The following is a 13,194-nucleotide window of genomic DNA, read 5'->3' as shown; positions in this document are numbered from 1 at the left end:
CCCGCCGCCCCCGCCCCCGCCGCACGGCTACCCGGCCCCGGCACCCGCGTACGGCCACTCCCAGCAGCACTACGGCTACCACGGCCACTACCGGCGCAAGAAGCGCAAGAGCTTCCTGGACGACATGTTCGGCTGAGCAACACCGCGACCGGGCCGCCACCTCGGCCGGCCCGGTCGCCCGCCAGACCGGGCCCGTCTCGGACGGCTCAGACGATGGCCATGTCGACGAATCGCGACAGGTGCAGCTGGGCAGCCACGGTCACCGTGTCGGTCGGACCATTTCGATGCTTGGCAACAATGAAATCTGCCTCTCCGGCCCGAGGCGATTCCTTGTCGTAGTAGTCGTCGCGATGCAGAAGTATGACAACATCGGCATCCTGCTCAATTGATCCAGATTCACGCAAATCGGACAATTGTGGACGCTTGTCGGTGCGCTGCTCGGGGCCACGGTTCAGCTGGCTGACCGCAATGACCGGGCACTCGACCTCCTTGGCCAGCAGCTTCAGGCCTCGGGACAGGTCCGCGACCTCCTGCTGCCGACTCTCGGTGCGCTTCGGTGAGGTCATCAGCTGGAGATAGTCGACCACGATCAGCTTGAGGTCGTGTCGCTGCTTGAGTCGACGAGCCTTGGCCCGGATCTCCATCAGGTTCATGCTCGGCGTGTCGTCCACGAAGAGTGGCGCCTCACTGATCTCACCCATGCACCGGGCGAGCTTCGTCCAGTCGTCGTCGGAGAGTTGCCCGCTGCGCAGTACGTGCAACGGCACACGCGCTTCGGCCGAGAGCAGCCGCATGACGATCTCGACCTTGCTCATTTCCAGCGAGAAGATGGCCGCCGCATGGTTCGCTCGAATTGCCGCATTTCTGGCAAAATCCATACTTGCCGTAGATTTTCCCAAACCAGGTCGACCTGCCACGATGATCAATTGGCCGGCGTGCAAGCCGTTGAGCAGGCGGTCCAGGTCGGTGAAGCCGGTGGGTACGCCGGTCATCACGCCGCCCTGCGCGCCGACGGCCTCGATCTCGTCGAGGGTCGGTTGAAGCATGTCCGCCAGGATGGCGAAGTCCTCGCTGACGCGACGTTCGGTGACGTCGTAGACGGCCTGCTGAGCCAGGTCGACGACGTCGTCAACGTCGCGAGTGCCGCCGCCTCCGGTGCCGTATCCGAGTTGGACGATCCTGGTGCCGGCCTCGACCAGCCGTCGGAGTACCGCCCGTTCACTCACGATGCGCGCGTAGTACGCGGCGTTCGCGGCGGTCGGCACGCTCGCGATCAGCGTGTGCAGGTACGGGGCGCCGCCGATCCGGGCCAGGTCGCCGGAGTCGGCCAGCGCCGCGGCGACGGTGATCGCGTCGGCCGGCTCACCGCGACCGTAGATCTCCAGGATGATGTCGAAGATGGTGGCGTGCACCGGCCGGTAGAAGTCGTTGGTCTTGAGGATTTCGACGACGTCGGCGATGGCGTCCTTGGACAGCAGCATCCCGCCCAGGACGCACTGCTCGGCCGCGACGTCCTGGGGTGGCGTCTTGTCGAACTGGCCGTCGCGCGGTGGCGGACCGGACGGCTGCCCTCCGCCGGGAAACGACTCTGTTCGCATGTCATCCGTGACCGACACCGGGTCCCCCTCCACTGCGTCGGATCGTGCCCGGGCTCACCGCCCGGGTGCGACGGTCGACCGGCCGTCGATCGGGGGCATCTGGCGGCGGGCCGGGGGCTAACGATACGGAACCCGAGGTCAGCCACCAACCAGCCCGGTGGATGAGCCTCGGGACAACCTGTGGATGGCGGTGGGCGAGCATGTGCGCAGCGTGTGCACAGCATGTGGATAACTCCTGGGGAACAGTGGGGCGCACGCCATTGAGCTGGACAGGTAATGTCCACAGCCTGTGGACAGGAATTTCTGGGTAGGGCTTTGTCCTGAACGTCCCGTAGGATCGGTGCCCTACGGCTACACCTGGACAGCGGATTGCGCTTTCGGTTGAGAAGGGTCACGCTCCGGCCGTGAGTTACCGGGACTGGGTACGCGGGGAGGACGGCCCGCGTGAGCGGCCGACCGCTTCGTGGGCCGAGCCCGTGGATCGGGACCCGGACGAGCGATACGACTCCGCGGTCGAGCGGTACCGCACCCCGAGTCGCCGCCGGGCCGCCGAGCGCGGCCAGGAGGAGCCGGCCGAGCCGTACCTGCCGCGCTGGGCGCTGGAGTCCGGCGTGCGCAGTGTCGACGGCGGCGGGCGGCACGCTGCTCCTGATGAGGATGACGAGGTCGAGCGGCCACGGTACGCGGGTGGTCGGCGTTCGGCCGAGCGCGGCGGGAGTCGCCGGGCCGGTGAGTCGAGTTGGCGCGAGCCCACGGCACGGGCTGCCCTGCCGGCGTCCGATCACACCCGGGAGTGGACGTTCGACCGTCCACAGGAAGAGGGGTACGTCGGTAGTCGTCGCGCCGAGGACGACGACCCGGTCTCGGGCGTGACGCCGCAGAGCCGGCCGCGTCGGGCCCCGTCGCAACGTCGCCAGGTGACCTGGTCGGGGCTTGCGGAGGAGGAGGCCGAGACCGGCGCGTCCGAGCCGGCTGTCGAGCCTCCCACCCGGCGTCGACGTCGTGCGGCGGAGCCCTCGACGCCGGCGGTGGATCCGTGGCAACGGGGCACGGAGCGGGCGGCGGAGCCGGAGTACCAGCAGCCGGCGGTGGATCCGTGGGACGCCTCCGGCCTGCACGCGTGGGACCAGTCGGCGGTTGACGGTCGCCGGAAGGACTCCGCGTCGACCGATCCCTGGGACGCGGACAGTACGAGCCAGTGGCTTCAGGCGGCGGGTGCGGATCCGTGGCTCGAGCCGGACAGCACCGGTCAGTGGGATCGGTTCGCGGAGCCGGAGCCGGAGCCGCGGGAGCGGGATCGGCCACCGGAGCGGAAGCGGCCACCGGAGCGGCAGGCCGGTTACTCCGAGCCGGACCGGTGGGACCGGACGGAACCGCCGCGTTCGGGTGCGGTTCCGGCGACCTCGGGTGCGGGGCAGTGGTCCTGGATGGAGCGTGCGGAGCAGGAGCCGGAGCAGGCGCAGGCGCGGGAGCCCTTCTGGCCGGGTACGCGTCTGGCAGGCGACGATCCGCGGTGGGTGGATGCGCCCGAGTCGGCGCCTCGGTCGCCGGTGGTCGGGTACACCGCGCCTCGGCCACGACCCGCGCCCCGTCGGCGTTCGTCGCCCGCGCCGGCTCCGCCTCGGCCGGTCGGCATGGCGGCCGTACGGCGGCGGATCGAGGCGGTCGGTTCCGGGGGCTGGAACCGGCGACTCGAGGACGACCTGCTCGATCCGGATCCGGGTGGTCCGTGGCTGCCGCTGCTGTACACCGCGGCCTGTTACCTGCTGCCGGCGGTAGTGATCTTCGTCTGGTTGCTGACGCTCGACGGGGCGCCACCGGCCGGTTGTGTGACCGATATCAGTGGTGGCGGCTGTGATTCGCCACGGGCGCGGGCGTTCGGCGCAATGGTGGCCGGGTTGCCCCGTTTCGGGTTGGCGTTGATGAGCAGCCTGGCGGTCGCGATGTTGCTGCGTCGGGTGGGTACGACGTGGCGGTCGACCACGGTGGCGTTGGCCGCTGCCGTCGTGGGTGGTGGTCTCTCCACGGTGATGATCAGTGCGGTGACGGGCCAGCCCATCGGCTGACGAGGTTCGGGCACCGTGAGTCGGCCTTCGTCGATCGCGTACGCGACAGGGCCCGCACCATTGATCGGTGCGGGCCCTGTCGCGTACGTCAGCGGGGCGCTCAGCCCTGCACAACGTTGAGGTTGAACGTGGCGGTCACCTCGGGGTGCAGCTTGACCCGCACCGCGTGCGACCCGATCGCCTTGATGTGGCCGGGAAGCTCCAGCCGACGTCGGTCGAGCACCGGGCCGCCGGCCGCCTTGACGGCGTCGACGATCTCGGCGGAGGTGACCGAGCCGAAGAGCCGACCACCGTCACCGGCGCGGGCCTTCAGGTTGACCTTGAGACCCTCGAGCTGGCCCTTCACCTCGTTGGCGTGGCCCAGATCGCGGATCTCCCGTGCCGAGCGGGCCCGCTTGATCAGCGTGACCTGCTTCTCCGCGCCCTTGGTCCAGGCGATCGCGAAGCCCTGCGGGAGCAGGTAGTTACGGCCGTAGCCGTTCTTGACCTCGACGATGTCGCCGGGGGTGCCGAGTCCGGACACCTCCTGAGTCAGGATGATCTTCATGGCGGCGCCTCCTCTCAGCGGGCCGTAGCGGTGTACGGCAGGAGCGCCATCTCACGGGCGTTCTTGACCGCACGGGCGATCTGCCGCTGCTGCTGCGAGGTCACGCCGGTCACCCGCCGAGCGCGGATCTTGCCGCGGTCGGAGATGAACTTGCGCAGCAGGGCGGTGTCCTTGTAATCGATATAGGTGATCCCGTCCTTGTCTAGCGGGTTCACCTTCTTCTTCGGCTTGCGCAGTGCCGCAGCCTTCGCCATTGCTCTTGCTCCTGGTTTACGATCACGGGCGCTCGGCGCCATTAGAACGGAGGCTCCTCGTCGAAGTTGCCGCCACCCGAACGGGAGGGGGCTGGTGCGGCCGAAGCCCAGGGGTCGTCGAAGTTGCCTCCGCCGCCGCCCTGGCCACCACCACCGCCGCTGTTGCCGCCGCCGCCGAAGCCGCCGCCGCTACCGCCGGAGCGGGACATCTTCTGCACCTTCGCCGTGGCGTAGCGCAGAGACGGGCCGATCTCGTCGACCTCCAGCTCGATGACGGTGCGCTTCTCGCCCTCGCGGGTCTCGTAGGACCGCTGACGCAGCCGGCCCGACACGATCACGCGGGCACCGCGCTGCAACGACTCCGCCACGTGCTCCGCGGCCTGACGCCAGACGGTGCACGCGAGGAACAGGGGCTCGCCGTCCTTCCACTCGTTGGACTGCCGGTCCATGTACCGGGGCGTCGAGGCGACCCGGAACTTGGCGACGGCTGCCCCCGAGGGGGTGAACCGCAACTCGGGGTCATCGGTCAGGTTCCCGATGACCGTGATGGTGGTGTCTCCTGCCATGACCAACTCCTCGCACACTCAACCGTTCCGCCGTACAGGTTCTCAGAACCCTCTGACAGCGCGGGTGAGGCTGTTCCGGGTGGGGCTAGGTGGATGGATTAGCGCATTTCCGGGCGGATGACCTTGGTGCGCAGCACGGACTCGTTGAGTCGCAGCTGGCGGTCCAGCTCGGCCACCGCCTCAGGCGATGCCTGAAGGTCGACGACGGCGTAGATGCCCTCGGCCTTCTTGTTGATCTCGTACGCGAGGCGCCGGCGGCCCCACACGTCGGTCTTCTCCACCGAGCCACCCGCGGTCCTGATCACGTTCAGGTACGTGTCGAGCGACGGGGCGACGGTGCGCTCCTCGAGGCTGGGGTCGAGGATCACCATGATCTCGTAATGACGCAAGACGTGCTCACCTCCTGTGGGCTAAGCGGCCACGGTCCTTCCGTGGCAGGAGGTCGTGCGTCGCTGCCCGTCCCGCACCGGGGGAACCCGACCGGGAGCGGACAACCGGACCAGGATACCCGGCCCGGACGATCACCATCACCGAGGTGACCGGCACAGCGAACCGGGGGTCCGCGTCGACGTCGCTGTCGACCCGGACCCCCGGTCACGGGACCGCGGGGCGTCCCGTCCGCATTCCTTGGGTGGGACCTGGGGAGGAACGACCACACCGATGAGGTTGGACCGAAGACGCCCCGCGGAGCTTTATCACGTTGTTATCTGACGATATCCCGGAAGTCGGCTCTTCATGGGGCAAATCCCAGAATTGCCGACATTTTTCTCCGTCGACATCCGTCGACGTCCCGCTGATGCCGATGCGCCCGACCGGCCCGGTCGGGCATCGACAGGCCACCGGTCCGTCGACACCGGGATCGGGGACGTCCGAAGCGCCGGATCCATCGGTATCAACGAGTTCCGACGGGCGCGGTGACGCCATCGGGCCGGTGGGCGTCACCCCGACCGTCGGTCGCGGGACGTAGGCTCCCCTGCATGCGTATCGGAGCCCACGTCGATCCGACCGACCCGCTGGCGGAGGCGACCGCCCGAACGGCCGACACCGTGCAGTTCTTCCTCTCCGACCCGCAGGGTTGGAAGGCCCCACAACCCCGTGCGGACGCGGAACAGTTGCGCGCCGCCGAGGTCGACGTCTACGTGCACGCGCCGTACGTCGTCAACGTCGCCACCGGCAACAACCGGATCCGTATCCCGAGCCGGAAACTCCTGCTCGCGCACGCCCAGGCGGCCACGGCGATCGGCGCCAAGGGGCTGGTGGTGCACGGTGGTCACGTCAACGCGGGTGACGATCCGGCGAGCGGCATCGAGAACTGGCGCAAGGCCCTGGCGTACGCGGCCGACTCCGGCGGTTTCGGACTGCCGGTGCTGATCGAGAACACGGCCGGCGGCGAGAACGCCTGCGCCCGTCGACTCGACGCGCTCGCCCGGCTCTGGGACGTCATCGGCGCGTACGACGTGGGCTTCTGCCTCGACACCTGCCACGCGCACGCGGGCGGCGAGGAACTCCTCGGCCTGGTCGACCGCGTCAAGGCGATCACGGGGCGGGTCGACCTGGTGCACGCCAACAACTCCAAGGACGCGTTCGACTCGGGCCGGGACCGGCACGACAACCTGCGTGGCGGCACCATCGAGCCGGACCTCCTGGTGGCCGTGGTCCGGGCGGCCGATGCTCCGGTCATCGTGGAGACCCCGGGCGGTGCTGACGGGCAGAGCGGTGACATCGCCTTCCTGCGTGGACAACTCGGCTCGGAGACGTCGGCGGCATGACCACGGACCAGTCCGCCACCGGCGGCTCACAGTCGGCCTCCCAGGACGGCACCACGGCCGAGCCGCCCGCCTCCGGCGGGTCGGCAGAGACACCTCCGCCCTCGGCGGCCACGGACGCAGCGGCCGATACCGGCACTGACGCCGACGGCCGAGGCACCACGGACGGCAAGAGCGACAGCACCGGCAAGAGTGCGACCGCCGGGACCGCCGCCTCCGGTGCGCGCACGGCCGCAAGCGGCGACGACGCCGCCCTCGACGCGGACCCGGGCACGACCGGCAAGGCCACCGTCGGCGAAGGCGGGACGGCCGGGCCCGGCGACCAGAGCGCCCCCGCCAGCAAGACCACGCCCGGCACGAGCACGTCCAGCGAGGCCGCCGCGCTCGGCGCGGGCACCGGCGATGACCAGGGTTCCACCGGCGAGACGGCTGGTGGCACCGGCAAGGACGCCACGAGCAAGGACCCGACGAGCAAGGACGATACGAGCAAGGACGCACCCAGCAAGGACGCCGGCGAATCGGGCAAGGAGAAAGCCGGCGAGGGCGCCCCGGGCGACGGCAAGCCGGACCCGTGGGCCGCCTTCGGACCGGCTCCCGTGCCGGTACCCACCTGGTACGGGCGGCTCGGTCGCCGGCTCGGCCGGTTCGCCATCCACGAGTGGACCCTGGCCGCCCTCGGGTCGCTGGTGCTGGCCGTCCTGATGACCTGGCCGACGCTGCGCTACCCACGGCACACCCTGCCGCAGGACTACTGGGACCCGAGCCTGCAGGCATGGCAGATGGCCTGGTCGGGGCACATCCTGAAGACCGACCCGGCCCAACTCTGGCACGCCAACACGTTCTTCCCCGAGCGGTGGAGCTTCGCGTTCTCCGACACCCTGCTCGGGTACGCCCCGGCAGGCATGATCGGGACCGGCCCCGAGCACGCGCTCCTGCGGTACAACATCATGTTCGTGCTCGCCCACGCGCTCGCCACGTTCGGCGCGTACGTGCTGGCGCGGCAGCTCGGAGCGAGCCGGATCGGGTCTGCGGTGGCCGGGGTCAGCTACACCTACGCGCCCTGGTTGCTGGCGCAGGCCGGCCACCTGCACGTGATCTCCAACGGCGGTATCCCGCTGGCGCTGGCCATGCTCGCGCGGGGGCACGGCTGGTCGCTACGGCACGGCTACCGGCCCGAACGTCGCAACCCCGGTTGGGTGTACGCCGGTTGGCTGGTCGCCGCCTGGCAGTTGAGCCTCGGTTTCGGCATCGGTCTGCCGTTCGCGTACGTCCTCGCCGGCACGGTCGTGGTGGCCGCCGTCATCTGGTACGCCAAGCGCATCTTCTGGCGGGTGAAGCGGCCCTTCGGTCAACGGCTCCTGACCGCCGACCTGATCGGTGGCCTGATCTTCGCCGGAGTCGGCATCCTGCTGGCCATCCCGTACTTCACGGTGACCCAGCTCCACCCGCACGCGGAACGTTCCATCGCCGACATCGCCGTCTTCTCCCCTCCGGCGACCGGCTTCGTCACCGCTCCCGGTGAGTCCCGCGTCTGGGGCGAGCTGCACGAGGGCGCTCGGGCGATCCTGCCCTGGCACCCGGAGATGACGTTGCTGCCCGGCTTCGTGCTGTACGCGTTGGCTGCCGGCGGAGTGTTCTTCTCGATCTGGACGGCCCGCCAGCGTCTGCTGCTCCTTCTCGGCGTGCTGGTCACGATGGTGTTGGCGATGGGCACCGAGTTCTTCGGCGGCACCTTCACCTACGTACCGCTCTTCGACCACCTGCCCGGCTGGAACGGCATCCGTACGCCGGGACGGCTGATGCTCTGGACCACCCTGTTGTTGGGGCTGCTCGCGGCGGGCGCGGTCAGCGCGTTCGCCGAGCGGGTACGGGAGATCTCCGCCGCGCGGATCCCGTCCTGGCCCAGCCCCTGGCTGCGCCTGGCCACCCTGGTCCCGCTGGTGCTGGTCGTCGCCGAGGGCACGAACACCACCCCGCAGCCGGTGGTGCCCCCGCAGCCGGCCGCCATGCGCGAGGTCGACGGTCCGATGCTGGTGCTGCCCAGTAGCCAGGGCCACGACCAGCCGGTGATGCTCTGGTCGACCTCGCGGTTCCAGCAGGTCGTCAACGGCGGTAGCGGCTTCGTGCCGCGGCAACTGGACGATGTCCGCCGGGTGACGATGGCCTTCCCGGACCAGACCAGCGTCGACTACCTGCGCACCCTGGGCGTGCAGAACGTCCTGATCCTGCGGGACCTGGTCGTCGGCACGCCCTGGGAGATCAGCATCGACGCACCGGTCGACGGGCTCGGCATCACCCGTGAGGAGATCGGCTCGGTCGTCGTCTTCCGGCTCTGAGTGGGCCGGTGGCGGTCAGCCGGTGGTGACGGGGACCGGGGCGGGGTCGGTGGTGGCGCGGCGACGTCTCCATCGGTCCAGCCAGGGGGCGTCGGGGGCGCCGTCGAGCACGCCCCCGTCGGGGTCGTCCTGGTAGGTGCTGCGGACCGCGTCCCGTTCGGGGTGCAGGATCTCCCGGATCACCAGCACGCACAGGACCACCACCGTGGTCAGTCGCAGGCTGGCGGCCAGCACGAAGACGCCCTCGGGGAAGACGGGCCGGCCGGTGGAGGCACCCAGCAGTTGGCCGTAGAACGCGACGAAGTAGCAGATCTCGGCGGCCTGCCAGGCGAGGAACGCGCCCCACTTGGGTCGGGCCAGCACCACCAGCGGCAGCAGCCAGAGGACGAACTGCTGCGACCAGACCTTGCTGAAGATCAGGAAGACGGCGACCACGAGGAAGGCGAGTTGGCCGAGCCGGGGCCGGCGCGGTGCCAGCAGCCCGAGGGCCCCGATGCCGAGGCAGGCCAGTCCGAAGAGTACGTACGACAGGTTGTTGAGGGTGGGGATGTTGGCGTCGAGCCACTGGAACGGACCCATGCTCGCCGGATCGCCCACCTTGCCGTCCAGGTAGCGACCGATGTACCACAGCGTGCCCCAGTCGATCGGGCGCTCGGTGTTGAGTTCGAAGAAGCGCTTCCAGCCGTCCCGGGTGGCTTCCGGGAGGGCCACCGGCAGGTTCACCGCCAGGACCGTGACCACTGCCGCACCGATCGCTGTGAACGCGGCTCGGAGCCGGGCCGTACGGAAGGCGAGCACCAGGATCGGGCCGAGTATGAACAGTGGCCACATCTTCGCCGCCCCGGCCAGCCCGAGCAGGATCCCGGCCAGGACTGGTCGGCTGCGTGCCCAGGCCAGCAGCCCGAACGCGCCCAGTCCGATGGCGAGCAGGTCCCAGTTGACGGTGGCGGTGATCAGCAGTGCGGGGGCCAGGGCGAAGAGTGCGGCGTCCCATGGTCGTCGTCGGCGTAGCGACAGCAGCACCGCCACGGTGGCCACCGCCAGCGCCCCGAGTACGAGCACGTTCAGGTTGTAGAACCACTGTCCCTGGTTGATCTGCGGGTTGCCGTCACCCACGGCGTGCACGGGCAGCCCGAGCGCCCCCATGAAGTACCCCGTCAACACCGGATACTCGACCGGGTGGTCCCGGTAGGGCACGGCACCCTCGTGGAGTCGCTCCGCGTAGTAGAGCGCCAGTACGTCGGTGTAGCAGAAGCGGGTGTACTGCTTGTTGTCCACCCATGCGCCGTCCTGGCAGGGCGATTTCTGCACCCAGTGCAGGGCCAGGGTCAGGCAGGTCAACGCCAGGACGATGCGGACGGCCGTCCAGAACCGGCGTTCCGAGCCGCTCTGGCGGTCGCGCGCGGTGGCGTGGTCACCGAGCGGACCGCCGATCAGCCCGGAGAGGCCCCGCACGAAGCCGTCGGAGCGGGACGGGTGGTCGGGTACACCGGATTCATCGATGCCGGGCGTCGACTGGGTGCTCATGACCGTGCATCCTGCCGTATCAGTTGACCGCGCAGAAGTCGAACCACGGCAACGCTCGCGGATCATTCGTCGATGGATGCCGATCCGCCAGGGGCCATGAACGCCGCGTGGGCGGCCCGAACCAGGTTCGGGCCGCCCACCACGTGGACCGGATGTCAGTTCCGGGTGCTTCTGGGTGGCAGCAGACCGCCTCCACCACCACCCGGTCCTTGGCCGCCGTTGTTCGGGTCGCCACCGCCGGGACCGTTGTTGCCACCGCCCGGGCCACCGTTACCGCCGCCTGGACCGCCGTTGCCGGGGCCGTTGTTGCCCGGACCGCCAGTGATGCCGCGCTCCAGCAGACAGGGCAGGTCGGTGGGGTCACAGTTGTTCTGCCCGGCCGGCGGCGCGGGCGGCGGAGGCGGCGGCGGTTCCTCACCGTTGCCCAGTTTGTCGTCGCCGACTCCGGTCACGTTCGGCAGGTCGACGGGGTCGGAGCTCTTCAGCGCGTCATCCATGTAGCGCTTCCACACCGCCGCCGGGAAGCCACTACCGCCGACGTTGGCGCCGTTCTTGTCGACGATGGCCGGCTTCTTCGGGTCCTTGCTGCCGACCCAGACGGCGGTGGCGACGTTCTTGTCGTAGCCGACCATCCAGGCGTGCGCGTTCTTGTCGGTGTTGTTGTGCTCCCAGGTGCCGGTCTTGCCGGCCGCCTGCCGGCCGTTGCTCAGGCCGGCGTTGCTGCGGCTGGGGATCTCCTTCAGCACGGCGGTCACCTCGTCGGCGACCTCCGACCTGATCACCTGCGTGCCGCCGCCCTTCGTCAGCTTCTCACCGGCGATCTTGTCCCACTTGCCGGTCGCCTTGTTCTGCTTCTCCACCACCCGGACGAAGTGGGCCTTGTTGTACTTGCCGCTGTTGGCGAGCGTGGCCAGCCCGTTGGCGTGGTCGAAGACGGTGATCGGGTACTGCCCGAAGCCGATGACCCGGTCGAACGTCTTCTTGCCGAGGTCCTCGGGCTTGTTCTTGGTCAGGTCGTACGGCTTCGGCGGGTCGACCGACCAGATGGTCCGGATGCCGGCCCGGCGGGCGATGTCGATGACCTTGTCCTCACCGACCTGCTCGGCGATGTGGAAGAACGGCACGTTGTACGAGAGCACGGTCGACTCCTGCAGCGTGCAGGACTTGTTGCAGTTCTCCCGGACGTCCCGCCCGGCGTTGATGATCTCGTTGGCGTAGCCCTCGGGCTTGAACGGGGTCGCGTCCCAGCGCGACTTGACCGAGATCCCCTCGTCGATCGCCGCCGCCAGCGTATAGACCTTGAACGACGAGCCCGGCGGGTGACCACCGACGATGTCGCCGTTGCTGTTGGTGTTCATCCCGGCGTAGTCGAAGTCCGCGCCGCTGTTGCCGCCGTAGTAGGCCAGCACCCGCCCGGTCTTCGGGTCGATGGAGACCGCCGCCGCCATCAGGTTCTTCGGCTGCCCGTAGAGCACCGAGCCCTTGCGGTCCGGCCGGGCCGCCTCTTCCAGGGCCTTCTGCATCTTCGGGTCGATGGTGGTGGTGATCCGGTAGCCGCCCTCACGCAGCTCGGTCACGCAGTTCGGCAACTCCGTCGCGCCGGAGTTGGAGCAGATGCCCCACTCCTCCATCTCCTTGCGCACATAGTTGATCACGTTGCCGACCGGGGTGGCGACACCGAACCCGTTGTCCTTCTTGATCTTCTGGACCTTCGGGTACTCGGTCGGCCGCTCGAGCTTGCCGGGCACGCCCAGCCAGCCCTCCTCGACCATGCCGTTGATGACGTACTCCCACCGGGACTTGGCGTCGACCTCGTTGACCTCCGGGTCGAATCCCTGGTGGGTGGCGCTGGCGACCGGCTGTTTGATCAGCGCGGCGAGCACCGCCGCCTGTGCCGGGGTGAGCTTCTCGGTGGTGGTCTTGAAGTACGTCTGTGCCGCCGCCTCGATGCCGTACGCACCTCGACCAAAGTAGATCACGTTGAGGTAGTTCTCCATGATCTGCTCTTTGCCGAAGTTGTCGTTCAGCTTGGAGGCGAGGATCGCCTCCTTCACCTTCCGGCCGTAGCTGTCGTCCTGAAGGTTCTCGTAGGCGTTACGGGCGTACTGCTGGGTGATGGTCGAGGCGCCCTGTCGGTCACCGCCGGAGAGGTTGTTCCAGGCGGCCCGGGCGATGCCCTTGTAGTCGACGCCGGAGTGCCGGTAGAAGTTGCGGTCCTCGGCGGCGGCGACGGCGTGCTGTACATGTTCGGGGATCTTGTCGATGGTGACGAAGATCCGGTTCTCGTTGCCCAGCTTGGCCACGACGGTCTTGTTGTCCTTGGCGTAGACCGTGGTGGAGAGCGGCAGCGGGATCTCCTTGGGCAGCACCACGTTCGTCGAGTAGTAGGTGAACCCGACGACGCCGATGCCGGCCAGCATGATGAACACCGCGAAGCTGGCGATCAGCATGTTCATCCGCTTGCGCTTGCGGGCGCGGGACACCGCGTCCGGGTCGCGGCCACCGCGACCGGGACCCGCCGGACCGCCCGGGCC

10 protein-coding genes are annotated in these 13,194 nt (G+C 69.1%); 3 read left to right on the top strand and 7 right to left on the bottom strand.

The features are described from left to right. Positions 1–206: 206 nt before the first annotated feature. The gene (gene dnaB / locus EYA84_RS14705) at positions 207–1,598 is read right to left on the bottom strand and encodes a replicative DNA helicase (RefSeq protein WP_131053612.1); all 1,392 of its coding nucleotides are present in this window, start codon (positions 1,596–1,598) and stop codon (positions 207–209) included. Positions 1,599–2,002: 404 nt separating this feature from the next. Here dnaB and EYA84_RS14700 point away from each other — a divergent pair, with 404 nt between their 5' ends. Continuing rightward, entirely contained in the window at positions 2,003–3,664 is a 1,662-nt protein-coding gene (locus EYA84_RS14700; protein ID WP_131053611.1) for a hypothetical protein, read from the top strand. Positions 3,665–3,764: 100 nt separating this feature from the next. On the opposite strand, the gene rplI is transcribed toward EYA84_RS14700, so the two are convergent. The 4 genes from rplI to rpsF all read right to left on the bottom strand — a co-directional run bounded on the left by rplI (position 3,765) and on the right by rpsF (position 5,420). Beyond that, positions 3,765–4,211 carry a 50S ribosomal protein L9 gene (gene rplI, locus EYA84_RS14695; protein WP_131053610.1) on the bottom strand — a complete coding sequence of 149 codons (447 nt, stop codon included), beginning with the start codon at positions 4,209–4,211 and terminating at the stop codon, positions 3,765–3,767. Between the two features lie 14 nt (positions 4,212–4,225). Further along, the gene (gene rpsR / locus EYA84_RS14690) at positions 4,226–4,465 is read right to left on the bottom strand and encodes a 30S ribosomal protein S18 (protein ID WP_007073789.1); all 240 of its coding nucleotides are present in this window, start codon (positions 4,463–4,465) and stop codon (positions 4,226–4,228) included. A gap of 41 nt (positions 4,466–4,506) precedes the next feature. Beyond that, the gene (locus EYA84_RS14685) at positions 4,507–5,031 is read right to left on the bottom strand and encodes a single-stranded DNA-binding protein (RefSeq protein ID WP_131053609.1); all 525 of its coding nucleotides are present in this window, start codon (positions 5,029–5,031) and stop codon (positions 4,507–4,509) included. Between the two features lie 98 nt (positions 5,032–5,129). Continuing rightward, a complete protein-coding gene (gene rpsF, locus EYA84_RS14680; RefSeq protein WP_117228245.1) occupies positions 5,130–5,420 on the bottom strand; it encodes a 30S ribosomal protein S6 in 291 nt (96 codons plus the stop codon). Positions 5,421–6,008: 588 nt separating this feature from the next. On the opposite strand from rpsF, the gene EYA84_RS14675 reads away from it, so the two are divergent. Then, the gene (locus EYA84_RS14675; RefSeq protein ID WP_131053608.1) at positions 6,009–6,800 is read left to right on the top strand and encodes a deoxyribonuclease IV; all 792 of its coding nucleotides are present in this window, start codon (positions 6,009–6,011) and stop codon (positions 6,798–6,800) included. After that, a complete protein-coding gene (locus tag EYA84_RS14670) occupies positions 6,797–9,133 on the top strand; it encodes a hypothetical protein (protein ID WP_131053607.1) in 2,337 nt (778 codons plus the stop codon). The genes EYA84_RS14675 and EYA84_RS14670 overlap by 4 nt, the downstream gene beginning before the upstream one ends. A gap of 15 nt (positions 9,134–9,148) precedes the next feature. Here the strand turns inward: EYA84_RS14670 and EYA84_RS14665 are convergent, their stop codons facing one another. Together EYA84_RS14665 and EYA84_RS14660 are read right to left on the bottom strand one after the other, a co-directional pair. Then, complete coding sequence (locus EYA84_RS14665; RefSeq protein WP_131053606.1) at positions 9,149–10,660, bottom strand: glycosyltransferase family 87 protein; 1,512 nt, start codon at positions 10,658–10,660, stop codon at positions 9,149–9,151. Positions 10,661–10,815: 155 nt separating this feature from the next. Then, on the bottom strand, positions 10,816–13,194 hold a 2,379-nt coding region (locus EYA84_RS14660), incomplete at its 5' end, for a transglycosylase domain-containing protein (protein ID WP_131053605.1).

It is taken from the genome of Verrucosispora sp. SN26_14.1, from assembly GCF_004307965.1.
Taxonomy (GTDB): domain Bacteria; phylum Actinomycetota; class Actinomycetes; order Mycobacteriales; family Micromonosporaceae; genus Micromonospora.
The sequence above is the reverse complement of the archived record's forward strand: the minus strand, read 5'-3'. Positions and strand labels throughout refer to the sequence as shown.

Coding starts and splice junctions, on each gene's coding strand:
- dnaB (WP_131053612.1), bottom strand. CDS start 1,598: ATGCGAACAGAGTCGTTTCCCGGCGGAGGGCAGCCGTCCGGTCCGCCA.
- rplI (WP_131053610.1), bottom strand. CDS start 4,211: ATGAAGATCATCCTGACTCAGGAGGTGTCCGGACTCGGCACCCCCGGC.
- rpsR (WP_007073789.1), bottom strand. CDS start 4,465: ATGGCGAAGGCTGCGGCACTGCGCAAGCCGAAGAAGAAGGTGAACCCG.
- EYA84_RS14685 (WP_131053609.1), bottom strand. CDS start 5,031: ATGGCAGGAGACACCACCATCACGGTCATCGGGAACCTGACCGATGAC.
- EYA84_RS14675 (WP_131053608.1), top strand. CDS start 6,009: ATGCGTATCGGAGCCCACGTCGATCCGACCGACCCGCTGGCGGAGGCG.
- EYA84_RS14670 (WP_131053607.1), top strand. CDS start 6,797: ATGACCACGGACCAGTCCGCCACCGGCGGCTCACAGTCGGCCTCCCAG.
- EYA84_RS14665 (WP_131053606.1), bottom strand. CDS start 10,660: ATGAGCACCCAGTCGACGCCCGGCATCGATGAATCCGGTGTACCCGAC.